22 protein-coding genes and 1 pseudogene are annotated in these 23,387 nt (G+C 37.0%); 20 read left to right on the top strand and 3 right to left on the bottom strand.

The annotated features are described in order from the left end of the window. From AB3I72_RS03365 to AB3I72_RS03455, 19 genes and pseudogenes are all read left to right on the top strand, one after another. Positions 1 to 753 (top strand): 16S rRNA (uracil(1498)-N(3))-methyltransferase, encoded by a 753-nt coding sequence (locus AB3I72_RS03365; protein ID WP_086280254.1) that lies wholly within the window; start codon positions 1 to 3, stop codon positions 751 to 753. Between the two features lie 214 nt (positions 754 to 967). Next, positions 968 to 3,181 carry a bifunctional (p)ppGpp synthetase/guanosine-3',5'-bis(diphosphate) 3'-pyrophosphohydrolase gene (locus tag AB3I72_RS03370; protein WP_368023568.1) on the top strand — a complete coding sequence of 738 codons (2,214 nt, stop codon included), beginning with the start codon at positions 968 to 970 and terminating at the stop codon, positions 3,179 to 3,181. Positions 3,182 to 3,204: 23 nt separating this feature from the next. Next, positions 3,205 to 3,651 (top strand): D-aminoacyl-tRNA deacylase, encoded by a 447-nt coding sequence (gene dtd, locus AB3I72_RS03375; protein ID WP_002357080.1) that lies wholly within the window; start codon positions 3,205 to 3,207, stop codon positions 3,649 to 3,651. 139 nt (positions 3,652 to 3,790) lie between these two features. Continuing rightward, positions 3,791 to 4,012 (top strand): hypothetical protein, encoded by a 222-nt coding sequence (locus tag AB3I72_RS03380; protein WP_002383130.1) that lies wholly within the window; start codon positions 3,791 to 3,793, stop codon positions 4,010 to 4,012. Beyond that, positions 4,009 to 5,310, top strand: coding sequence for a histidine--tRNA ligase (gene hisS / locus AB3I72_RS03385; protein WP_368023569.1), 1,302 nt, complete (start codon positions 4,009 to 4,011; stop codon positions 5,308 to 5,310). The genes AB3I72_RS03380 and hisS overlap by 4 nt, the downstream gene beginning before the upstream one ends. Before the next feature lie 17 nt (positions 5,311 to 5,327). Beyond that, a complete protein-coding gene (aspS, locus tag AB3I72_RS03390) occupies positions 5,328 to 7,097 on the top strand; it encodes an aspartate--tRNA ligase (RefSeq protein ID WP_368023571.1) in 1,770 nt (589 codons plus the stop codon). Positions 7,098 to 7,250: 153 nt separating this feature from the next. Further along, entirely contained in the window at positions 7,251 to 8,087 is an 837-nt protein-coding gene (locus tag AB3I72_RS03395) for a bifunctional hydroxymethylpyrimidine kinase/phosphomethylpyrimidine kinase (protein WP_002394562.1), read from the top strand. Next, complete coding sequence (locus AB3I72_RS03400; RefSeq protein ID WP_002357086.1) at positions 8,071 to 8,577, top strand: ECF transporter S component; 507 nt, start codon at positions 8,071 to 8,073, stop codon at positions 8,575 to 8,577. Before AB3I72_RS03395 ends, AB3I72_RS03400 begins: the two co-directional genes overlap by 17 nt. Beyond that, complete coding sequence (locus AB3I72_RS03405; RefSeq protein WP_002364165.1) at positions 8,574 to 9,143, top strand: TIGR01440 family protein; 570 nt, start codon at positions 8,574 to 8,576, stop codon at positions 9,141 to 9,143. The genes AB3I72_RS03400 and AB3I72_RS03405 overlap by 4 nt, the downstream gene beginning before the upstream one ends. A 142-nt stretch (positions 9,144 to 9,285) precedes the next feature. Continuing rightward, positions 9,286 to 10,164, top strand: coding sequence for a YitT family protein (locus AB3I72_RS03410; RefSeq protein ID WP_002357090.1), 879 nt, complete (start codon positions 9,286 to 9,288; stop codon positions 10,162 to 10,164). Between the two features lie 419 nt (positions 10,165 to 10,583). After that, on the top strand, positions 10,584 to 11,621 hold the full coding sequence (locus tag AB3I72_RS03415; protein WP_002357092.1) for a sugar-binding transcriptional regulator: 1,038 nt from the start codon (positions 10,584 to 10,586) through the stop codon (positions 11,619 to 11,621). A gap of 39 nt (positions 11,622 to 11,660) precedes the next feature. Then, on the top strand, positions 11,661 to 12,662 hold the full coding sequence (gene gap / locus AB3I72_RS03420) for a type I glyceraldehyde-3-phosphate dehydrogenase (protein ID WP_002357093.1): 1,002 nt from the start codon (positions 11,661 to 11,663) through the stop codon (positions 12,660 to 12,662). A gap of 126 nt (positions 12,663 to 12,788) precedes the next feature. Next, positions 12,789 to 13,982: a phosphoglycerate kinase gene (pgk, locus tag AB3I72_RS03425; RefSeq protein WP_002357094.1), complete on the top strand. Its 1,194-nt coding sequence runs from the start codon at positions 12,789 to 12,791 to the stop codon at positions 13,980 to 13,982. Positions 13,983 to 14,030: 48 nt separating this feature from the next. Continuing rightward, complete coding sequence (gene tpiA / locus AB3I72_RS03430; RefSeq protein ID WP_002362045.1) at positions 14,031 to 14,786, top strand: triose-phosphate isomerase; 756 nt, start codon at positions 14,031 to 14,033, stop codon at positions 14,784 to 14,786. A gap of 131 nt (positions 14,787 to 14,917) precedes the next feature. After that, positions 14,918 to 16,216, top strand: a complete 1,299-nt coding sequence (gene eno / locus AB3I72_RS03435) for a phosphopyruvate hydratase (protein ID WP_002357098.1) — start codon at positions 14,918 to 14,920, stop codon at positions 16,214 to 16,216. Positions 16,217 to 16,569: 353 nt separating this feature from the next. Further along, a pseudogene (locus tag AB3I72_RS03440) lies at positions 16,570 to 16,653 on the top strand (toll/interleukin-1 receptor domain-containing protein); the annotation flags it as partial. A 70-nt stretch (positions 16,654 to 16,723) separates the two neighbouring features. After that, complete coding sequence (locus AB3I72_RS03445) at positions 16,724 to 18,361, top strand: DUF6119 family protein (protein ID WP_061101234.1); 1,638 nt, start codon at positions 16,724 to 16,726, stop codon at positions 18,359 to 18,361. Between the two features lie 221 nt (positions 18,362 to 18,582). After that, positions 18,583 to 18,798, top strand: a complete 216-nt coding sequence (locus AB3I72_RS03450; protein ID WP_002357102.1) for a hypothetical protein — start codon at positions 18,583 to 18,585, stop codon at positions 18,796 to 18,798. A gap of 227 nt (positions 18,799 to 19,025) precedes the next feature. After that, on the top strand, positions 19,026 to 19,376 hold the full coding sequence (locus AB3I72_RS03455; protein WP_002419678.1) for a DUF2200 domain-containing protein: 351 nt from the start codon (positions 19,026 to 19,028) through the stop codon (positions 19,374 to 19,376). A 10-nt stretch (positions 19,377 to 19,386) separates the two neighbouring features. Here AB3I72_RS03455 and AB3I72_RS03460 read toward each other — a convergent pair whose 3' ends face one another. Then, complete coding sequence (locus AB3I72_RS03460; protein WP_002387299.1) at positions 19,387 to 19,737, bottom strand: iron chaperone; 351 nt, start codon at positions 19,735 to 19,737, stop codon at positions 19,387 to 19,389. Positions 19,738 to 19,887: 150 nt separating this feature from the next. After that, entirely contained in the window at positions 19,888 to 20,037 is a 150-nt protein-coding gene (locus AB3I72_RS03465) for a hypothetical protein (protein ID WP_002357118.1), read from the bottom strand. A 209-nt stretch (positions 20,038 to 20,246) separates the two neighbouring features. On the opposite strand from AB3I72_RS03465, the gene AB3I72_RS03470 reads away from it, so the two are divergent. Continuing rightward, the gene (locus AB3I72_RS03470) at positions 20,247 to 22,082 is read left to right on the top strand and encodes an LTA synthase family protein (protein WP_368023572.1); all 1,836 of its coding nucleotides are present in this window, start codon (positions 20,247 to 20,249) and stop codon (positions 22,080 to 22,082) included. A 36-nt stretch (positions 22,083 to 22,118) separates the two neighbouring features. Here the strand turns inward: AB3I72_RS03470 and AB3I72_RS03475 are convergent, their stop codons facing one another. After that, positions 22,119 to 23,300 (bottom strand): multidrug effflux MFS transporter, encoded by a 1,182-nt coding sequence (locus AB3I72_RS03475; RefSeq protein ID WP_368023573.1) that lies wholly within the window; start codon positions 23,298 to 23,300, stop codon positions 22,119 to 22,121. Positions 23,301 to 23,387: the final 87 nt, after the last annotated feature.

A 23,387-nucleotide genomic window follows, 5' to 3' on the forward strand; every position in this document is an offset into this window, starting at 1 on the left:
ATGCAACGGTATTTCATGAAAGAAGATTATCAAGAAAAAGATTTGTATAAAGTCGCAGATGAAAACTATCATCATATTGTGCGAGTTATGCGGATGACGCCGAATGATCGTTGTTATTTAGTATTTCAAAATAAAACTGCCATTTTAGCTGAGATTGTGGAAATTGATTCAACATCTGTTTACTTTAAAGAAATTAGTAAAGAAGAAATGGACAAAGAATTGCCAATTGAAGTGACGATTGCGTGTGGGTTACCAAAAGGGGACAAGTTAGAATGGATTGTTCAAAAAGGCACGGAGCTAGGTGGCAATCAGTTTATCGGCTTTCCTGCGAAAACTTCCGTTGTCAAATGGGACCACAAAAAAAGAGCAGCCAAAGAAAAAAGATTACAAAAAATTGCCACAGAAGCGGCGGAGCAATCGCATCGGCAGCAGACACCAAATGTTTCTTTGGTGGAAAAAACACAAGAAATCATTGCGCAATTTGACTCATATGACACAGTCTTGGTTGCGTATGAAGAATCAGCAAAACAAGGAGAAAAAAGTCAATTAGCACAAGTATTATCCACTTGCCAGCCAGGCGCACGTTTGTGTGTGCTCTTTGGACCTGAAGGTGGCTTTGCACCGCAAGAAATTGAACAATTTCTGCAGGCTGGGGCGAAACTTTGCGGGTTGGGTCCGAGAATTTTACGAGCAGAAACAGCACCATTGTATCTTTTAAGTGCAGTTAGCTACCAAATGGAACTTTTAAATTAAACGAAAGCCCGCCTGTAAAATTCTTGTAGGCATTCTCTTTGAATAAACAGAGAGTAAAAAAGCGACAGTGATTGAAATTTAAGGGAAATTTAGTATAATAGAGTTGTTGAAAGTGCTACTGTTTCAAGTGGTACTTTTCTTTTTTATTAAAATAGATAAAACGTGAACGAAGTGTTCTTTATCCAAAGGTCACCTTCATAGAGGAGTGAATACCATGCCAAAAGAAGAAATACTGACAGGCCCAGCGGTCATCAAAATTGTAAGTACCTATATGGGACCAGAACATGTTGAGTTGGTTCAAAAAGCATTAACTTATGCTGAAAAAGCACACGAAGGTCAAGTCCGACAATCAGGTGAACCTTACATCATCCATCCGATTCAAGTGGCAGGCATTCTGGCTGAATTACATATGGATCCCCATACTGTAGCAACAGGATTTTTACATGATGTTGTCGAAGATACGGACGTAACACTGGACGATTTAAAAGAAGAATTTGGCGAAGACATCGCAATGTTAGTCGATGGCGTAACGAAACTAGGAAAAATTAAATATAAATCTCATGAAGAACAATTAGCTGAAAATCATCGAAAAATGTTATTGGCAATGGCGCAAGATTTACGGGTTATTATGGTGAAACTAGCCGATCGTTTGCACAATATGCGCACATTAAAACATTTACGTGAAGATAAGCAACGACGGATTGCACAAGAAACTTTAGAAATTTATGCGCCTTTAGCACATCGCTTAGGGATTAGTCGAATTAAATGGGAATTAGAAGATACGGCCTTACGTTATATTAACCCCAACCAATACTATCGAATTGTTAATTTGATGCAAAGCAAACGCGATGAACGTGAAGCTTATGTGGCAGAAGCAGTCGAAGATATTCGTTTAGCTACGGAAGATTTAGAAATTTACGCAGAAATATATGGTCGACCAAAACATATTTATTCAATCTATCGTAAAATGAAGGACCAAAAGAAACAGTTTAATGAAATCTATGACTTATTAGCGATTCGTGTTATTGTCGATTCCATTAAAGATTGCTATGCCGTGTTAGGGGCGATTCATACACGTTGGACACCAATGCCAGGTCGCTTTAAAGATTATATTGCTATGCCAAAAGCGAATATGTATCAATCTATCCATACGACAGTTATTGGGCCAAAAGGGAATCCAGTAGAGGTCCAAATTCGGACCCATGAGATGCACCAAATCGCCGAATTTGGGGTGGCGGCTCACTGGGCCTATAAAGAAGGCAAAGCGGAAAAAATTGAAACAGATGAACTGACGAAGCAAGTCGATTGGTTCCATGAAATTATTGAATTACAAGATGAAAGCTATGATGCTTCTGAATTTATGCAAGGTGTGAAAGAAGACATTTTTAGCGACAAAGTCTATGTCTTTACGCCAAGCGGAGATGTAACCGAACTGCCAAAAGGCTCCGGACCACTAGATTTTGCCTACAGCATTCATACTGAAATTGGGAATAAAACAACCGGTGCGAAGGTCAACGGCAAAATGGTACAGTTAGACTATGTCCTAAAAAATGGGGATATTATTGAAGTCCTAACATCACCGAATTCTTTCGGACCTAGTCGCGACTGGTTGAAAATGGTTAAAACAAGTAAAGCTAAAAATAAAATCAAACGTTTCTTTAAAGAACAAGACCGTGAAGATAATATTATTAAAGGGCATGATGCTGTCATTAAATACATGACAGAAATCGGCTTTACACCAAAAGAATTTTTAACGAAGAATAAAATGGCGGAAGTGTTAGATAAATTTAAATTTCAAACGGAAGATGATTTATTTGCGGCAGTAGGTTATGGCGAAGTAAGTGCGCAAGTAGTGTGCAATCGTTTAACAGAAAAAGAACGCCGCGAACAAGAGTTGGAACGCCAACGTCAAGAAGCAGAAGAGTTGTTAAATCAGCCAGCTAAAAAAGAATCAGAAAAAATGAAAGTTCGTCATGAAGGCGGCATCGTGATTCAAGGGGTGGGCAACCTATTGATTCGTTTAAGCCGCTGTTGTAATCCAGTGCCTGGTGATGAAATCGTTGGTTACATTACCAAAGGACGGGGCGTTTCAATTCATCGTGCGGACTGTCCTAACGTACAACATCAAGAAGAATTAGCACAACGTCTAATTGAAGTTGAGTGGGAAGATACCGAGCACAGTCGCAAAGAATACGCTGCCGATTTGGAGATTTACGGCTATGATCGTAGTGGCTTACTAAGTGATGTTTTACAAGTCATTAGTTCGATGACAAAAAATTTAGTCGGCGTTGAAGCTCGTCCATCCAAAGATAAGATGGCCCAGATTCATGTTACTGTGAAAATTCAAAACCTTTCTCATTTAAAAACCATCGTTGACAAAATTAAAAGTGTACCAGATGTTTATAGTGTTCGTCGAACCAATGGGTAAGTGTTAAAAGTGAGGCAAAAAAGATGAAAGTAGTTATTCAAAGAGTCAGTCAAGCACAAGTTGCGATAGAAGAGCAGATAGTGGGACAAATCAAACAAGGCTTCATGGTGCTGGTGGGCATTCATCAAGAAGACACGCCAGAAGATGTGGCTTATGTTGTTGGCAAAATTAGTAAATTACGTGTTTTTGAAGATGACGAAGGAAAAATGAATCGCAGCATTCAAGAGATTGAAGGATCAATTCTGAGTATCTCTCAATTTACCCTCTATGCAAAAACTAAAAAAGGCAATCGTCCCAGTTTTATTGAAGCGGCTCGTCCAGATGTGGCGATTCCTTTGTATGAATTATTTAATCAACAATTAGAAGCAGAAGGAATAGCGGTAGCCACAGGAGAATTTGGCGCGGATATGCAAGTGTCGTTGACCAATGATGGTCCAGTGACCATTGTGATTGATACACGAGAAAAATAATTGATTTTCCTGTCGGAACCCCTTGACTTTCTAAGAGAACTTTAGTAGTTTATAGATAATATTAAAAATCTACGAAGGAACGAGTAAGTTTCATCTGTCTGCGAAGAGAGAGTTGCCGTGGCTGAGAGCAACTTCAACAGTGAAAGTGAAAGACATTCTGGAGATGGACGGAAGAAAAGCCGTCCCGTTACGAGCGTTAATCGTTGAGGAAAGAGTAAAATCTTTCAAAACTAGGTGGTACCGTGTAAAAGAGACTTTTACGCCCTTGTATGTTCAACATACAAGGGCTTTTTTCATTTTTAGAAAAAAGAAAATGGCGCACACATTTTTGTGGAATGATAGAAGGAGAGAAAGACAATGAGTTATCAAAAACCAAAAGGAACAAACGATATTTTGCCAGGAACTTCTGAAAAATGGCAATTTGTGGAAGAAACAGCTCGTTTGATTTTTAAAGATTATCAATACCAAGAAATCAGAACCCCGATTTTTGAACATTATGAAGTGATATCTCGCAGTGTTGGCGATACTACAGATATTGTTTCAAAAGAAATGTATGATTTTTATGATAAAGGAGACCGTCACGTGACGCTACGTCCTGAGGGGACAGCGCCAATTGTTCGGGCCTTCGTTGAAAATAAATTATATGGTCCAGAATATACGAAACCATATAAAACCTATTACATGGGGCCGATGTTCCGCTATGAACGCCCACAAGCTGGTCGTTTGCGTCAATTCCATCAAATTGGTGTGGAAGCATTTGGTAGTGAAAACCCAGCATTGGATGTTGAAATCATGGCTATGGCTTTGGACTTCTTCAAACAATTAGGCATCCAACAAATCAAATTAGTTATTAATTCCTTGGGGGATAAAGAAACACGTGCTACGTACCGTCAAGCATTAATCGATTATTTAGAGCCCCATATGGCAGAATTAAGCGAGGATTCACAGCGTCGCTTACATGAAAATCCATTGCGGGTGTTAGACAGCAAAGATAAAAAAGACAAGGTGATTGTCGCAGAAGCACCCTCCATTTTAGATTATTTAAATGAACCATCTAAAGCACATTTTGAAGCAGTAACTGATATGTTAGATTTACTAGAAATTCCTTATGAAATTGATAGTAATATGGTTCGCGGACTGGATTATTACACACACACAATTTTTGAGATTATGAGTGAAACGCCTAAAATGGGTGCGCAATCAACTATTTGTGCAGGAGGCCGATACAATGGTTTAGTTGAAGAATTAGGCGGCCCAGACACACCAGGTTTTGGTTTTGGTATGGGCATTGAGCGAGTGTTGTTAACAATGGAAGCTGAAGAAGTTGTGATTCCAGCGTTATCTGAATTAGACGCATATGTGGTTGGCATTGGTTCAGAAACCAACGTCGCAGCTTTGCAACTTGTTCAAAGCATTCGTAACTTTGGTTTCTCAGCTGATCGTGATTATATGAATCGCAAACCAAAAGCGCAATTTAAAACGGCCGATAAATTACAAGCAAAATTAGTTTTAACAATCGGTGAAAATGAATTGAATGAAGGCATTGTCAACGTAAAATCAATGGCAACACGCGAAGAAAAAGCCTTCCCGTTAAGTGCTATTCATGATTCATTTGATGAAGTGTATGACGAAATGATGACAAAAATGATTGAAGAATAAAAAGGAGAGATTGAGAAATGGCAAAACGCACAACCTATTGCGGCAATGTATCTGCCGAATTTATTGAAAAAGAAGTTGTATTAAAAGGATGGGTTCAAAAACGTCGTGACTTAGGAGGCGTTATCTTTATTGATTTACGTGACCGTGAAGGAATCGTCCAAGTGGTCTTTAACCCAGAAAAGTCAAAAGAAGCATGGGAAATTGCTGATAAATGTCGTAGTGAATACGTCATCGAAGTTAAAGGTCAAGTCGTTTATCGTGATAAAGAAGCGATTAATCCCAAAATGAAAACTGGCGAGTTTGAAGTGATGGCGACTGACATTACGATTTTAAATACTGCGAAAACAACGCCATTTACCATTGAAGATGACAATAACGTTAATGACGAATTGCGCATGAAATATCGTTATTTAGATTTACGTCGTCCATCAATGACAAACAACATTAAATTACGTCACCAAGTAACGAAAACAATCCGTCACTATTTAGATAATCATGACTTTTTAGACATTGAAACTCCTTATTTAGGCAAATCAACACCAGAAGGCGCTCGCGATTATTTGGTTCCTTCTCGTGTCCATGCCGGTCATTTTTATGCTTTACCACAATCACCACAACTCTTTAAACAATTATTAATGGGGGCAGGCTTCGATCGCTATTACCAAATCGTTCGTTGTTTCCGTGATGAAGATTTACGAGGCGACCGTCAGCCAGAATTTACACAAATCGATATCGAAACGACCTTTTTAACACCAGAAGAAATTCAAACATATACAGAAAATATGTTGGCTGAAGTGATGAAAGAGACAAAAGGAATTGAGATTTCTGTTCCGTTTCCACGAATGAGCTATGACGAAGCGATGGCACGCTATGGTAGCGATAAACCCGACACTCGTTTTGCTATGGAATTAATTGATGTTGCAGATGTAGTGAAAGACGTAGACTTCAAAGTTTTCCAAGCAGCGTTGGAAAATGGCGGACATGTGAAGGCTTTAAATGCAAAAGGCGCCGCAGATAAGTATTCTCGTAAAGATATGGATAACTTAGGTAAGTATGTGAGTCAATTTGGTGCAAAAGGCTTAGCTTGGTTAAAAGTTGAAGAAGATGGCTTAAAAGGACCGATTGCTAAATTCTTAACAGAAGTTAGTGATGAATTAATTGCTGCTACCAATGCAGAAGTCGGTGATATTTTAATGTTTGGTGCCGATAAACCTGAAATCGTAGCCGCTGCTTTAGGTGCGGTACGTACACGTTTAGGTAAAGAATTAGGTTTAATTGATGAATCGAAATTCAATTTCTTGTGGATTGTGGATTGGCCGTTGTTTGAATATGATGAAGAAGCTGGTCGCTATGTTTCTGCTCATCATCCATTTACACAACCAAAAGCAGAGGATGTGGACCGCTTAGCAACAGACCCAGCCTCTGTGTATGCGGAAGCTTACGATGTTGTCTTAAACGGCTACGAATTAGGTGGCGGCTCATTACGGATTCATACACAAGAATTACAAGAAAAAATGTTTGAAACGTTAGGTTTTACAAAAGAAGAAGCACAAGACCAATTTGGTTTCTTGCTAGACGCATTAGATTATGGCTTCCCGCCACATGGAGGGATTGCTTTAGGGCTAGACCGCTTAGCAATGCTATTGGCTGGGGAAGAAAATATTCGTGAAGTGATTGCCTTCCCTAAAAACGGGAAAGCAATTGACCCAATGAACAACGCACCAAGTTTAGTTTCTCCATTACAATTGTTTGAATTAAACATTGATGTAACAGCCATTGACGAATAAATGTTAAATCCAAAGAAAGAGTGACTTCATTGACGGATGAGGTCACTCTTTCTTTGGGAAGGAAAAAGATAACGAAAGACTTAAAAAGTGGCTGAGCTAAAAATCTGCCAATTGGCTGTTTTTTCTTTTTAGAAAACTTTGTATGATAACTGAGTGCATAAAGGAGCGAAACAAATGACAAAAATAATTTTAACAATTGGCGGTTCCGATCCTTTTTCAGGTGGCGGGATTCAAACAGATTTAAAAACGTTTGAAAATCATCAAGTCTTTGGCTTATCAACTTTAACTTGCCTTGCTACAGCCCCTAAGAATCATTTTCAGATTCATGACCTTGAGACTTCTTTGGTGAAAGAGCAACTCGCTTCCATACCTGCCGGGAGTTTAGACGGCATCAAGATTGGCTTGATTCACAGTGAAGAAAGTATGTTACAAATTGCAACCTTTTTGAAAAAGCACGCAGGTCTGCCGGTGGTGTTGGATCCTGTCTTGGCTTTTAAAGAAACGACTTCAGTTTATGAAAAAAGATACATGCAGTTATTGATTGAAAAACTTTTTCCATTCGCAACGATTATAACGCCTAATTTAAAAGAAGCAGAATTACTCATTGGCAGAAAATTAACAACCGTTGAAGAAGTCCAACAAGCGGCGGAAGAGTTAAACTCTTTAGGAGCGGCAACGGTGGTGATTAAAGGTGGTAATCGTTGGCTTGGCCAAGAAGCACGTGACTTTTTTTATGATGGACAACAACATATTCAATTGGTCAAAGAAAAAGTAATGGCCCACACCATTGATGGCGCTGGTTGTTCATTTGCCTCTGCAATTGGTGCGAATTTAGTTAAAGGATATCCGTTAATTGAAGCAGTTGATTTAGCAAAAACATACGTTCATGAAGCCATTGTTTCTGGGGTCCAGCTAAATGCAGCTTTTGGAAGTGTGTGGCATGAAGGATTACTAGCAGGAGGTGTGGCGGATAATGACAAGAAAAATTAGTCTATATGCAGTAATTACCGCTTTAACAGTGGCTGTGTCAATGGTCTTTATTATCCCCGTCCCAGCAACAAATGGCTTTGTTACATTGGCGGATGCAGGGATTTACATTGCTAGTTTACTTTTTGGTCCGATTGGTGGCTTGACAGTCGGAGCTTTAAGCGGTGGTTTAATTGATTTATTGTCAGGCTATCCACAATGGTTCGTTTTTTCGTTATTGATTCATGGCGGACAAGGTTGGTTAGCAGGGCACTTCTTTAATAAAAATAAAAAGATGCAAACGCTAGGATTACTTTTAGCTAGTCTCCTCATGATTAGCGGGTATGCTTTAGCGACTAGCTGGCTTTATGGCGTGGGTGCGGGGATTGCCTCTTTACCAGGGAATATCATTCAATCCTTATTTGGGGTGATTGTAGCATTGCCCCTTAGTCAAACATTAAAACGTGTGTTACCAAAAAATGGTCGTTTAGAAGAAAGAAGGATGAACAAATGACTATCGATGAAAAAATGTTAAAAGAACAGTTAGTGACAATTACAGAAGAAGTCATTACAGCAGGGAATTTAAAAAAAGGGGACCTATTCGTTTTGGGTTGTACCACCAGTGAGGTAGTAGGTGGCGTCATTGGTAAAAATTCCAGTGCCGAAGTAGGACAATGGATTGTCTCAACCTTAATTGAACAATTAGACAAAAAAGGCATCTCTTTGGCTGTCCAAGGATGCGAACATATTAATCGTGCTTTAGCGATGGAACGTCGTGTGGCTGAAGAAAAAGGCTTTGAAATTGTCTCTGTAGTACCGCAATTACATGCTGGCGGTTCTTGTTCAGTGGCTGCCTTTGAAAAATTTGATGAACCTGTGGAAGTGGAGCATATTGTTGCTCAAGCAGGGATTGACATTGGCGATACATCTATCGGTATGCATGTAAAACATGTGCAAGTTCCTCTTCGCTTGAGCATTCGAACGTTAGGTGCGGCCCATGTTACAGCATTATATTCTCGTCCTAAATATATTGGTGGACCAAGAGCCCATTATGAAACAACTCAAGAACGAAATCGTTAAGATTTCGTTCTTTTTTCATTTCTATAAACATTTGATGAATCTTCCGTAATTATTATAGGAATCTCTTTTTTTCTCTCGGTAAACCACGTATAATATGAAAAGAAATGTAATTTATTGAAAACCTGAAACGAGGCTATTATTTATGAAAAAAATTTATGACGGACTGCCAGTTCATGACTATACAACAAAATTTTCCGTGTCGATTGTCTATGCTATTCTTGCATCAATTGCCATGAACTTTTTCTATCAACCAGGAAATATTTATTCCAGTGGCTTAACAGGCTTGGCACAAATTTTAACAACCCTCTCAACAAAAATTGTCGGTTTTAATGTGCCTGTCTCCATTACATTGTATCTTTTAAACGTGCCGTTATTCTTTATTGCGTGGAAAAAAATAGGTAAGAAGTTTACAATTTTTACTTTCATTACCGTGACTTTAACTTCATTATTTATGCATATTGTTCCGCAAACGGTGATGACCCAAGATCCAATTATCTGTGCTATTTTTGGTGGGGCGATTTCTGGATCAGGAATTGGTTTTGTCTTAAAAAACGGGGTTTCTTCTGGGGGCTTAGATATTCTAAGCATTACCATTCGGAAAAAAACGGGGCGTTCCGTTGGCTCGATTTCAATTTATTTTAACGCACTAATTGTCTTCGTTGCAGGTTATTTATTTGGCTGGCAGTACATGTTCTACAGTGCGTTATCAATTTTTGTAAGTGGAAAGGTCACAGATGCTGTTTATACTAAGCAAAAGAAAATGCAAGTTATGATTGTCACTAAAAACCCAGATCGAGTCGTGGATGAGATTCAAAAGAAAATGCGCCGCGGTATTACAATTATTCATGAAGCGGAAGGGGCATATCGCCACGACCGCCAAACTGTTTTGCTAACTATTGTGACACGCTTTGAGTTGCCAAGTTTAGAAGCAGCCATGAAAGAAAGTGATCCGAATGCCTTTGTCAGCATCTCAGATAATGTTAAAATTTTAGGACGTTTTTACGAAGAAGATTACAAATAAAAGGGTATGAAGCAACGAGAGAATGGCTGTGTCTATTCTTTCGTTGCTTTTTTTGAAAAATAAGTAAAAAAAGCTTTGTGAGAGGACCTGAAATTCCCATTTAAACAAGAAGTTAATTGAAAGACGTTCGTGAATTCCTTTGCTTTTGGTTTAATTAGATCTAATTATTCGGAAATAAGTCGCTATTGTTTCCCACAAACGAATGCTTTGTTTGGATTTGAAAGAAAACGATGAAAAAAGAATCATTTTTATTGAAAAGACCCAAAAAAACTGGTACACTAAGTGTGTAATTGATAAGTACTTTTAATACTGTTATGAATAAATAGTAGGAAAAACGAACATCAATTCTATTTTTTTAAAGTTCATAGGTCGTTTTCAGTCTTACTTGGACATATTTCGACCCACAAAAGGAGCGCATCATGTTAAAAGAATTTAAAATGATTGAAGCAGTTGCTCCAGATATGCTCGATGTATTACAAGAAAGATTCCAAATTCTTCGCAATATTTATTGGATGCAACCTATTGGACGTAGAAGTTTATCAGAAACGATGGGAATTACAGAGCGAGTCTTGCGTACAGAAACAGATGTTTTAAAGCAGCTCAACCTGATTGAACCTTCAAAAAGCGGGATGACATTAACAGAACGCGGTTTGGAAGTCTACCAAGGCTTAGAATTAGTCATGAATCAATTGCTTGGTATGCACCAAATCGAAAAAGAAATGACACAGTACTTTGGCATTCAACGTTGTATCGTTGTTGCAGGAGATAGTGATATCCAAAAGAAAGTTCTTTCGGACTTTGGAGATGTCTTAACCAATACGCTGAATTTACTCTTACCAAATGGTGAGAATACAATTGCGGTTATGGGTGGGACAACAATGGCCATGGTGGCCGAAAATATGGGATCACTAGAAACTGAAAAACGTCATAATTTGTTTGTTCCAGCCAGAGGAGGGATTGGTGAAGCAGTTTCTGTCCAAGCCAATTCAATTAGTGCTGTAATGGCCAACAAAACGGGTGGTAACTACCGGGCGTTATATGTCCCAGAACAATTGAGTCGTGAAACGTATAATAGCTTATTACAAGAACCCTCGATTCAAGAAGTTCTTACGTTAATTAGTCATGCCAACTGTGTGGTGCACAGTATTGGTCGAGCGTTGCACATGGCGGCACGCCGAAAAATGTCTGATGACGAAATGGTTATGCTCAAACAAAAAAATGCCGTGGCAGAATCGTTTGGTTATTTCTTTGATGAAGAAGGAAAAGTGGTCTATAAAATTCCACGAATTGGCCTTCAATTAAAAAACTTACAAGAAATTCCTTATGTCGTCGCAATTGCGGGCGGCAAAACGAAAGCCAAAGCCATTCGCGCATATATGAAAAATGCACCAAAACAAACGTGGCTCATCACAGATGAAGCTGCCGCAAACGAGATTTTAAAAGGGGTAACCCTTTAAAATAAAAAATTTTTGATTTTCATAAGGAGGAAATCTTTAATGACAGTTAAAGTAGGTATTAATGGATTTGGACGTATCGGACGCTTAGCTTTCCGTCGTATCCAAGATGTAGAAGGAATCGAAGTAGTTGCAATCAACGACTTAACAGATGCTAAAATGTTAGCACACTTGTTAAAATATGACACAACTCAAGGCCGTTTCAACGGTACAGTTGAAGTTCACGAAGGTTCATTCAACGTTAACGGCAAAGAAATCAAAGTTTTAGCTAACCGTAACCCTGAAGAATTACCATGGGGCGAATTAGGCGTAGACATCGTTTTAGAATGTACTGGTTTCTTTACTTCTAAAGAAGCTGCTGAAAAACATTTAACTGCTGGTGCAAAACGTGTAGTTATTTCAGCTCCTGGTGGTAACGATGTACCAACAATCGTTTACAACACAAACCATGAAACATTAACTGGAGAAGAAACTGTAATTTCAGGCGCTTCTTGTACTACAAACTGCTTAGCTCCAATGGCTAAAGCTTTACATGACAACTTTGGTGTTGTTGAAGGTTTAATGACAACTATCCACGCTTACACAGGTGACCAAATGACATTAGACGGACCACATCCTAAAGGCGACTTCCGTCGTGCGCGCGCTGCTGCTGCAAACATCGTACCTAACTCAACTGGTGCTGCTAAAGCAATCGGCTTAGTAATCCCAGAATTGAACGGTAAATTAGATGGCGCTGCTCAACGTGTTCCTGTAGCTACTGGTTCATTAACTGAATTAGTTACTGTATTAGACAAAGAAGTTACTGTTGATGAAGTGAATGCAGTAATGGAAAAAGCTGCTAACGAATCTTATGGTTATAACACAGACGAAATCGTTTCTTCTGATATCGTAGGTATGACTTACGGTTCATTATTCGATGCAACTCAAACAAAAGTTATGACAGTTGGCGACAAACAATTAGTTAAAACTGTTGCTTGGTATGACAACGAAATGTCATACACTGCTCAATTAGTTCGTACTTTAGAATACTTCGCTAACTTATAAGATTTATTCTTATCATTAGTGAAATTTGAACAATTGTGAAATAATAAGCGGGGAAGCAACGCGCTTCTCCGCTTTCTTTTTTTAAAAAAGAAAAATCCTAAAATTGACAATACAGGAGGTCTACTCATGGCTAAAAAGACAATTAAAGATGTAGATTTAAAAGACAAAAAAGTCCTTGTCCGTGTTGACTTTAACGTTCCGTTAAAAGATGGCGTGATCACAAACGATAATCGTATCGTAGCGGCTTTACCAACAATCAAATACGTGATTGAAAATGGCGGAAAAGCAATTCTTTTCTCTCATTTAGGTCGTGTAAAAACAGAAGAAGACAAAGCTGGCAAATCATTAAAACCAGTGGCTGAACGTTTAAGCGAATTACTAGGTCAACCAGTTACTTTTGTTCCAGAAACACGTGGTAAAGAATTAGAAGACGCTGTTAACAATATGAAAGACGGCGACGTTTTAGTATTTGAAAACACTCGTTTTGAAGATGTTGACGGCAAAAAAGAAAGCGGCAATGACGCTGAATTGGGTAAATACTGGGCTTCTTTAGGCGATGTATTTGTCAATGATGCTTTTGGTACTGCACACCGTGCACATGCCTCAAACGTTGGAATTGCTTCAACTGGTATCCCAACAGTTGCTGGTTTCTTAATGGAAAAAGAAATTAAATTCATCGGCGAAGCTGTTGAAAATCCAAAACGTCCATTCGTAGCAATCTTGGGTGGCGCAAAAGTTTCTGACAAAATCGCTGTCATTGAAAACCTAATTGAAAAAGCCGACAAAATTTTAATCGGTGGCGGTATGGCTTACACATTCATGAAAGCACAAGGCTATAGTGTTGGTTTATCTTTACTTGAAGAAGATAAAGTGGACTTAGCGAAAAGCTTAATGGAAAAAGCTGGCGACAAATTAGTTTTACCGGTTGATACAGTTGTCTCTAAAGAGTTCAGCAATGACGCTCCTTTCCACACGGTTCCTTCAACTGAAATCCCAGATGATGAAGAAGGCTTGGATATCGGTGAAAAAACAATTGAATTATTCGCTAACGAATTACAAGGTGCGAAAACAGTTGTTTGGAATGGTCCAATGGGCGTATTTGAAATGAGTAACTTTGCCAAAGGAACAATTGGTGTTTGTGAAGCGATTGCTAATTTAGAAGACGCAACAACAATCATCGGTGGCGGGGACTCTGCTGCTGCAGCAATTCAATTAGGCTACGAAAACAAATTCTCTCACATCTCAACAGGTGGCGGAGCAAGTTTAGAATTATTAGAAGGCAAAACTTTACCAGGTTTAGCTTCTATTAACGATAAATAATCAGTTTAAAAGACAATATTTTTAAAAAAAGAAAAGGATGTGCTTTTCATGCGCAAACCAATTATCGCTGGTAACTGGAAAATGAACAAAACTTTAAGCGAAGCACAAAGCTTTGCAGAAGCAGTCAAAAATGCTGTTCCATCAAACGACGTTGTTGACGCTGTGATTGGATCTCCAGCATTATTCTTAGCTCCTTTAGCTTGGAACCTAAAAGATTCTGAAGTGAAATTAGCTGCACAAAACTGCTACTGGGAAAACGCTGGTGCCTTCACTGGTGAAAACTCACCAGCTGCAATTGCAGATTTAGGTGTGAACTATGTGATTATCGGACACTCTGAACGTCGCGAATATTTCCACGAAACAGATGAAGATATCAATAAAAAAGCCAAAGCAATCTTTGCAAATGGTATGACACCAATCTTCTGTTGTGGTGAAACTTTAGAAACGTATGAAGCTGGTAAAACAGCGGAATGGATCGAAGGTCAAATCACTAACGGCTTAGTTGGTTTATCAAACGAACAAGTTGCTTCAATGGTTATCGCTTACGAACCAATCTGGGCAATCGGAACTGGTAAATCTGCAGATGCTAATATTGCAGATGAAATCTGTGGTGTTGTTCGTTCAACAGTTGAAAAATTATACGGCAAAGAAGTTTCTGAAGCTGTTCGTATCCAATACGGTGGTTCTGTTAAACCAGAAAACATCGCTGAATATATGGCAAAAGAAAACGTTGACGGTGCTTTAGTCGGCGGCGCAAGCTTAGAAGCAGATTCATTCCTAGCTTTATTAGATGCTGTAAAATAAGAAATCATTAACGGTAACGTTTTCTCAATGACTTTTGCAAAAAAATGTTTGCATAGTTTGCAAGAATTAACTACAATCATACATGAGGGAATCCCCTTAGTATAAATACAAACTCAAAGGAGAGACAAAACATGTCAATTATTACTGATATTTACGCACGCGAAGTCTTAGACTCACGCGGTAACCCAACAATCGAAGTAGAAGTTTACACTGAAAGCGGAGCTTTCGGCCGTGGAATGGTTCCTTCAGGAGCTTCAACTGGTGAATACGAAGCAGTTGAATTACGTGATGGCGACAAAGCTCGTTACTTAGGTAAAGGTGTTACTAAAGCTGTAGATAACGTAAACAACATCATTGCTGAAGCAATCATCGGTTACGATGTACGCGATCAAATGGCTATCGATAAAGCAATGATCGATTTAGATGGAACTCCTAACAAAGGTAAATTAGGTGCTAACGCTATTCTTGGTGTGTCTATCGCCGTAGCTCGTGCTGCTGCTGATTACCTAGAAGTGCCTTTATATCATTACTTAGGCGGATTCAATACAAAAGTATTACCAACTCCAATGATGAACATCATCAACGGTGGATCACATGCTGACAACAGTATTGACTTCCAAGAATTCATGATCATGCCTGTAGGTGCGCCTACATTCAAAGAAGCTTTACGTATGGGTGCAGAAGTATTCCACGCATTAGCTTCAATCTTAAAAGGTCGCGGCTTAGCTACTTCAGTAGGTGACGAAGGTGGTTTCGCTCCTAACTTAGGTTCAAACGAAGAAGGTTTCGAAGTAATCATCGAAGCTATCGAAAAAGCTGGCTATGTTCCTGGTAAAGACGTTGTTCTTGCTATGGATGCTGCTTCTTCAGAATTCTACGACAAAGAAAAAGGCGTTTACGTTTTAGCTGACTCAGGCGAAGGCGAAAAAACAACTGAAGAAATGATCGCGTTCTACGAAGAATTAGTTTCTAAATACCCAATCATTTCAATCGAAGACGGCTTAGACGAAAACGACTGGGACGGCTTCAAAAAATTAACTGAAGTATTAGGCGACAAAGTTCAATTAGTTGGTGACGATTTATTCGTAACAAACACAACTAAATTAGCTGAAGGTATCGAAAAAGGTATCGCTAACTCAATCCTAATCAAAGTTAACCAAATCGGTACTTTAACTGAAACATTTGAAGCAATCGAAATGGCTAAAGAAGCTGGCTACACTGCAGTTGTATCTCACCGTTCTGGTGAAACAGAAGATTCAACAATCTCTGATATCGCTGTTGCAACAAACGCTGGCCAAATCAAAACTGGTTCATTAAGCCGTACTGACCGTATTGCTAAATACAACCAATTATTACGTATTGAAGATCAATTAGGCGATGTAGCTGAATACAAAGGCTTAAAATCTTTCTACAACTTAAAAAACAAATAATTCATTTAATGAATAACGCTTAAAGGGACAATTGGTTAATGAACCAATTCTCCTTATACTCGGACGTAAAAACACGCCTTTCTGCAAAGAAAGGCGTGTTTTTTTATATCTATAAAAATATTGAAAAAAATAGATTAGAAATAACTTCAACCGTACATCGCTCTATAATCACTTGTTTAAAAATAACAAAACATTAACAAAACAACATTATATAAAAATTTAATAAAACAAAATAATTGTTATTTTATAATTTTAGTATTGACTGGTTTCAGATAACGCTGTACGCTTAAAGAAATAGTATAGAATTTCACAAAAAAATGAAAACACAAATTTAACTTGGAGGATGTTGAGTAGTGAGCAACGGGAAAAAGATTTTTATTAGTCATAGTTCAAAGGATCAAGAATATGTGGATGCGTTTATCCAATTGTTGAAAAAGATAGATAAATGTAAAGCTACTTGTGCATTTTATTTAGAATCCTGAAATAATTTTAAAGGAGGTCTTAAAAATGAAAGTAAATTTATATAAAATTTTAACTGAAAAAGAGGAAGAATTTTTTGAGCAAATTAATTTAGAATATAAAATGGAAAGCGATGAAGTTCGTCAATATAGACAAAAAAGTGTACATATTCAGTTATATATTGATCGAAATAACTTAGAGGGAACTCCAAAATGGCAATGGATAATTGATGAATTAACAGAAGGAATACATCTAAAAACTTATGGAGCACCCAAAGGAATTTTAACAGTTTCTTTGGATGATGAGTTATATGCGTTTTCTTTTAGTCATGCGCATCATTGTGTTCATAAGTTTGCAGATAAAGAATTTGCCTTTCGTTTTGCGAGAAAGTTAGACTACAAAGAAGTAAAGCGTACAGCTAAAGCAGCGCCGCATAGTTCTAAGGTAAAGATGATTGATGCTTTTAAAGATAATAAATACTTCGATTTTGATAGTGGTGAAGCTTATTTAAAAGTTAAAGCTACCCAAAAATTACCAAGAGATTTTGGAATATATAAAGAAAATATCGAAATTGGGGATGCTTTATCTGTTGAGTTGAAAAATGACTGTCTAACACACATGTTAGCGCTTGTATTTTATGCAAAAAGAATCATTACATCTGAGAAAGAAGAAATAAAAATTCCATTATTGAAGAAATTGGACAAGAATGATGATAATCTTATTAAGAAATTAGATGGGAAATTAATAAAAAAAATAATTGATGGAGAAACACCTATTTATTTTTCAGATTTTGACATTATAGGAAACGTAGAGAGCTTTAATGATTATAGTACGGAATATACAGTACATTATTTAAATAGAAAACCGGTTTTTTTAGATGGATTTGACATCAATGATTTACGCATGTTCATTGAAAAAAACAAATTAATAGGCGAAGATATTTTTAAAATCTTTATAGGTAAAGAAATTGAAGGCAAGAGAAAAAAATATGAGATAAAGAAAATATTAGATTACACAGATGAAGAAGAGCGTTATACACTACTAAATGGTGAGTGGTATTCTTATAATAATGACTATCTAGATTATTTAAATGATTCACTTAGTGAAATTCCAGTAATCTATAATCCTGAGTATGATTTTTCTAAAAAAAGGCATGAAACTTTTTGTGCTAAGAAATATGAAGAAGAAAAAAATAGATCTGATTTTACTGGCAAAACAAAGAAAGAGATTAAAGAGTCAATAAAAAGAAAATACTATAAAGAAAGAGTTTATAATCTCTTGCTAGCAGAAGAAAATGAACATTTAGAGAATTATGATCGTCAGTTGACCAAACTATCTAATAATGAAGACATTGAGATTGCAGATATATACTGTAAAGAAACGCAAACATTATTTGCAGTTAAAATCGGTGATGCATCATCCAAGCTAAGTTATGCAGTTACTCAATCACTTGCTTCTTTAGACATTATTCGCTCAGGATTAGTAAAAGATATACCGTCTGTAGAAAAAATAGGTTTGTGGCTTGTATTAGACAAGAAGACTAAGTTGATTGAGCGAGAAAAAGGAATGCCAGACTTAACATATTTGAAAATGTTTTTATTCAAAAATTATTTAGACAATTGGAAAAAACATGTATTATATTCTTCTAAAAAGCCAGTTATCTATATAAACTATATGATAGAGTAGAGCAACTTAAAATTTGAGAAAAAGCTTCTCAGCGGTTGCCGCCGCTGAAGAAAACTAGTTCATTGCACAGGCTGATCGTTTCAGTAAAAATTTTAAAGATGCTAGTAATTTCACTGAAAATCGGGTACACTAAAATTAGCTAGTGTAACTAGCAAAAAAGGCAACTGGAATAGATAGGTTGTGCTGTCTATGAAGGGCTTTGTTTGTCAGGTGGTGCTGACATGCAAAGTGCCTTTTTTCTTTTTCTCAACATTTTAAGGACAAAAAACGATTGCAACATGTCACAATCGCTAACCTCGGAGAAAAAGGAATTTTTCTCCAATGGCCATTTCGATAACCTGTTGTGTGTTTCGAAACATTCAGAACGGTGGTGCGTTCTTTCAGTGCCTAATTATCCAATTCGTTTCTTGTTCCTCTATTTACAGTATACTGAATGAAAGCCTATTCTGCAATGATAGAATCAGGTTCCTGTGATTAAATAACATAAAAAATGGGCTCCTTATATAAAGAAAAATAACAAAAGAAATTTTTACTAGAAGAGTCAATTTTACTGCTTTTTAAAATTTTTTACGGCACTTATTCTTTTAACATGTATTAAAGTTTAAATTTAAGAGAAGTATAGTATAATGAGAAGGAGTTATTTTTTCAGAAAGTAGGAAAACCAATGACAAAACCGAAAATCTATACAATGACCTTTGCCAGTGTTTACCCGCTATACATCCAAAAAGTAGAACGTAAAAATCGAACGCAAGCGGAGGTTGACGAAATTATTTACTGGTTAACTGGTTATGATGAAAAAGGCTTGCAACAACAATTGGCTCAAAAAGTAACGATGGAAACATTTTTTGAAGAAGCACCCAATTTTAATGAAAACGCCCAATTGATCAAAGGCGTAATTTGTGGCTATCGCGTGGAAGAAATTGAAGATCCTTTAATGCAAAAAATCCGTTACCTAGATAAGTTAATCGACGAGTTGGCCAAGGGAAAAGCGATGGAAAAAATTTTAAGAACATGAAAACAGGGTCTCATTGAGACCCTGTTTTCATGTTCTCTTGTACACGGAATTTAACTATTTCCTGTATTAACGAAAGAGGTAACTCTTGCGTGTAAGGAAATTGAATGGCACCTTTCGAGGTTTTAAAAGGGCGTAATTCTTTGCTGAAACGTTGGATGGCTGATGGCGTAGGATAGAAACCTAAATGTTGCTTGGCCGCCGCAAAATGCACTAAATTGCCATTTAAGTAAAAGGTCGGCATTCCATAAGCGATTTTTTCAGTAGTCTCCTGAGGAACAACCGCTAAAATTGCTTGGTAGATTTCTGTTAACTGTGTTTGATGTTGGGGTTGCTGGCGAATATAGTTTGCAATGATGGTCATATAAAAACACCTCCGTTTGTTTCAGTATACTATGTAAAAAATAAAAGGCGAAGAAGATACAAAAAAACCGTCTAGTATTTTTTCTTTACTAAACGGCTTTTAGCTTAAATAACTACCTAAAGGGTCTTGCATGGAAATGTTTGTCACTCCTTAGTTTAATTGTTTTAAGTGTGCAATTGCTTCTTCAATTGTGTGACCAGTTGCTGTTTTACTTTCATTTTTTGCATCAAAAACAATGAAAATATTTTTGTCTGTGTCTAATTGAATACGGTATTGAATGTTTTTTACTTTGTAAGTCATAGTTATTCTCCTTTCATACAAGTACTCTAAAAAGGCGACGATAACTGATAACGAAATTCCATTGTTACTATACCACTGGAAAATTATTTTTGCAACAAATAACATTTTTTCTTTACCATTCCTTAGACTTCTTTGCTAGCTACTTCTTTACATTCTTTTTCAAGAAGCATAAAATAAATACATTACTAGTTTTTGAATAGGAGATCGATGTGAAAAAGAGAGTTGAGAAATTTAAACGATGGCCCTACCGCTATCTTCTGTATGGAATTGGGTTCATCATATTAATTATTTTTAGTAATTTATATTTGCAATGGTGTCAGAATAACTTGTCTGTTGATTTAGCCTTCAAGTTTGCTTTTTCGTGGCATACGGAAAAGTTTTTCTTAGGTTGTTTTGTGCTAAGCGTTTTTTTACTTTTTTTATGTAGTTTGGCAGGTTCATTAGGAGTTGGCGCTCTTTTATATAGTGTCATAATAGGTGTTTTAGGATTTGCGGACTATCAAAAGATGTTTTATCGTGTCGAACCTATTTACCCAGACGACTTAAAAATGATTACAGAAGTTAGTTTATTAAAAGAAATGGTTGGTTTATGGCCGTTTATTTTTGTGGTAGCGTTATGTTGTGTAGCACTTTTTTTCTTAGGAAAAGCCTTTTATAAAAGTTTCTTTTTATCGAAGAAAAAACAAACGATTCGTGTGTTAAGTCTTGTTCTTTCGATTGGTCTATTTTCATATATTGGTGATTTTAACAATCCGCAAAATTTGTTACGTAAAGCCTATAATAAAACCGCGTTATGGATTCCTTACAGCCAAAAAATGAATTACTACAATACAGGATTTATTGGTGGTTTTCTATATAATTTAAAAGTAGAGGCTATGGACCAACCAAAGGGTTATTCAAAAGAAGCTATTTCAGAAATTACTCAGAAATATCAAAAGTTGGCCGAGGCGAAACCAGTGCCGAGCAATGAGCAACCAAATATTGTGTTTGTCATGAGTGAAAGTTTTTCAAATCCAGATCATCTGAAAGGCTTGTCCATTATTGGTAATCCTTTAGCTGATTATCAGCAAATCGCTGATAAAACTTACAGCGGCCAGATGCTTTCACAAAACTACGGGGGCGGAACTGCGAATATTGAATTTGAAGCCTTAACAAGTTTTTCGATGGAATTAATGAATGCCCAAATGACTACACCTTATACAATGATGATTCCTAAGATGACGGAATTGCCTTCCATTGTTTCATTACTTAAGGAACAAAAGTACCAAACAACGGCTATTCATCCGTACAATACATCTATGTATAAACGAAAAGATGTGTATAAAATTTTAGGTTTTGATCAATTTATCAATGAAAAAACAATGAACTATACAGATAAACTAGAAAATAATCCTTACATTTCAGATCAAGCAGCATATCAGGAAGTGACGACACTGCTTAAAGAAAAAGAGCAACCGCAATTCATTCATTTAGTTACTATGCAAACACATATGCCCTATGAAAACAAATACACAACGTCCAATTATTTTTCTCAAGGAAACGGCAATCAAGTCGCGCTCAATAATTATTTGCAAGATATTGCCTACAGTAGCGAAGCTTTGAAAAATTTCCTACAAGAAATCGAAAAAATGCCCAAACGCACATTAGTCGTTTTTTGGGGAGATCACTTACCAAGTATTTATGATGAAAACATTCAAGCGTTGAATGAAGGGGCAGCCCTTCACCAGACAGAATTTCTAATGTATGATACGGCGAACCAGTTAACAGAAAAAAATCAGCATCAAGCAACCATTAGTCCATTTTATTTTGCTCCCTCACTTTTCCAACAAAGTGGCTTACCGCAATCGGGATTTTACGCTATGCTAAATGAGGTACAAGAACAATTGCCTGCTTTTGAAAAGGGGAATTACTATCTCGGTGGGGAATGGAAAAAAACAGTAGAAATGAATAAAAAGCAAGAACAACTATATGAGGAATACCGACTGATTCAATATGACATTGTTTCAGGGAAGCAATATAGTTTAGAAAATCAATTTTTTAGCTAAGAAAAACACACGAAACATTCGTGTGTTTTTTGATTTTTATTTTAAAGTTTTACGATAAACAATGACATAATAGCTGAAAGCTAACAGACAAGCAAAACTTAAAAAGTAAAGCGGCAAGACCCAAATGGTACCATTGTGAAAGTAACTAATCAAATAGGTAAAGAAACTAACAAACAAGTAATAGACAAAACTAAAAATTCCACTGGCAGTACCAATTACAGATTCATAGCCTTTTAAGGCCATACTTAAGGCATTGGGCAAAGTAATATTAATCCCTAAGAAAAAGAGAAAAATAAACAAAATAAGACCAATGATTGTTTCAAATTGTGTCATTATTAATAAACAGCAAGCCGTAAAGATACTTAGCAGCAAACCAGCAAAGGCAATTTTTTCCGCTGACCAATATCCTAGCAACCAATTGATAAGAACCGCAGCAAGAATACTAGACACAGCTAAAACTAAACCAAGAAAGCCATATTGGACACTGCTAAAGCCAAAGTGATTGATGAAAATAAACGGAGCTTCTGCATAGTAGCTAAACAATAAACCATTAATGCCCCCAATCAATAAGCCGTAGCACCAAACTTTCGAGTCGAAGGAAAGGCGTTTCGCCACGGACCAAAAAGGCGCTTTCGTTAAGGTATTTCCTAAGTGAAAGGTTTCTGGTAAACGATAAAAACTATAGAAAAGTAATAGAACAGCCATGACAATTAAGGTGCTAAAGACATGCTGATAGCCAAAATAGGTTTGAACAAGTCCGCCGACTAAGGGTCCGATGGCAGGAGATAGCGATAGGGCAGCGCTTGTTTGAGCAAAAATTTTCCCTCTTTGAAGATCGTTAAAGCTTTCCCGCATCATCGATTGGGTAATAACAGAACCAACGCTTGCACCAAATGCTTGAATTAAACGGAAGAATAACAGCCAAGGAAATGTCGGACTCAAAAAAAGGCCAATATTTCCAATTAAATAGCATAAAATTCCTAATAACATAGCTGGGCGACGTCCAATCGTATCGGATAAAATTCCCCAGAATAAAACGCCAACGGCAAAGGCAACAAAATAAATACTCATGGTTAATTGTGCCACGCTATCGTGAATGTTAAAAGCAGAACTAAGCGCTGGTAAAATAGGTGTGAAAATCGACTCGCTGATTTGTGGAAATCCCACAAGCAAAATAATAATTAGTAATGATGGGACGGTATTTCGGGTGTTTTTCATGATTTTTCTCCTTAAAAGTTTAATCTAATCAAAAACACCCATTGTCTTTTACAACCGCCAAATTTAAAATAAGTAAAATAATGTCAC

Source organism: Enterococcus sp. GC34 (genome assembly GCF_040886645.1).
Taxonomy (GTDB): Bacteria; Bacillota; Bacilli; order Lactobacillales; family Enterococcaceae; genus Enterococcus; species Enterococcus faecalis.

Bases quoted from the DNA above. Each gene is read 5' to 3' on its own strand.
- AB3I72_RS03405 (WP_002364165.1), top strand. From the start codon at position 8,574: ATGACTATCGATGAAAAAATGTTAAAAGAACAGTTAGTGACAATTACA.
- hisS (WP_368023569.1), top strand. From the start codon at position 4,009: ATGAGTTATCAAAAACCAAAAGGAACAAACGATATTTTGCCAGGAACT.
- aspS (WP_368023571.1), top strand. From the start codon at position 5,328: ATGGCAAAACGCACAACCTATTGCGGCAATGTATCTGCCGAATTTATT.
- AB3I72_RS03410 (WP_002357090.1), top strand. From the start codon at position 9,286: ATGAAAAAAATTTATGACGGACTGCCAGTTCATGACTATACAACAAAA.
- AB3I72_RS03415 (WP_002357092.1), top strand. From the start codon at position 10,584: ATGTTAAAAGAATTTAAAATGATTGAAGCAGTTGCTCCAGATATGCTC.
- pgk (WP_002357094.1), top strand. From the start codon at position 12,789: ATGGCTAAAAAGACAATTAAAGATGTAGATTTAAAAGACAAAAAAGTC.
- gap (WP_002357093.1), top strand. From the start codon at position 11,661: ATGACAGTTAAAGTAGGTATTAATGGATTTGGACGTATCGGACGCTTA.
- AB3I72_RS03445 (WP_061101234.1), top strand. From the start codon at position 16,724: ATGAAAGTAAATTTATATAAAATTTTAACTGAAAAAGAGGAAGAATTT.
- AB3I72_RS03400 (WP_002357086.1), top strand. From the start codon at position 8,071: ATGACAAGAAAAATTAGTCTATATGCAGTAATTACCGCTTTAACAGTG.
- AB3I72_RS03460 (WP_002387299.1), bottom strand. From the start codon at position 19,737: ATGACCATCATTGCAAACTATATTCGCCAGCAACCCCAACATCAAACA.
- AB3I72_RS03465 (WP_002357118.1), bottom strand. From the start codon at position 20,037: ATGACTTACAAAGTAAAAAACATTCAATACCGTATTCAATTAGACACA.
- dtd (WP_002357080.1), top strand. From the start codon at position 3,205: ATGAAAGTAGTTATTCAAAGAGTCAGTCAAGCACAAGTTGCGATAGAA.
- eno (WP_002357098.1), top strand. From the start codon at position 14,918: ATGTCAATTATTACTGATATTTACGCACGCGAAGTCTTAGACTCACGC.
- AB3I72_RS03455 (WP_002419678.1), top strand. From the start codon at position 19,026: ATGACAAAACCGAAAATCTATACAATGACCTTTGCCAGTGTTTACCCG.
- AB3I72_RS03450 (WP_002357102.1), top strand. From the start codon at position 18,583: ATGCAAAGTGCCTTTTTTCTTTTTCTCAACATTTTAAGGACAAAAAAC.
- AB3I72_RS03365 (WP_086280254.1), top strand. From the start codon at position 1: ATGCAACGGTATTTCATGAAAGAAGATTATCAAGAAAAAGATTTGTAT.
- tpiA (WP_002362045.1), top strand. From the start codon at position 14,031: ATGCGCAAACCAATTATCGCTGGTAACTGGAAAATGAACAAAACTTTA.
- AB3I72_RS03475 (WP_368023573.1), bottom strand. From the start codon at position 23,300: ATGAAAAACACCCGAAATACCGTCCCATCATTACTAATTATTATTTTG.
- AB3I72_RS03370 (WP_368023568.1), top strand. From the start codon at position 968: ATGCCAAAAGAAGAAATACTGACAGGCCCAGCGGTCATCAAAATTGTA.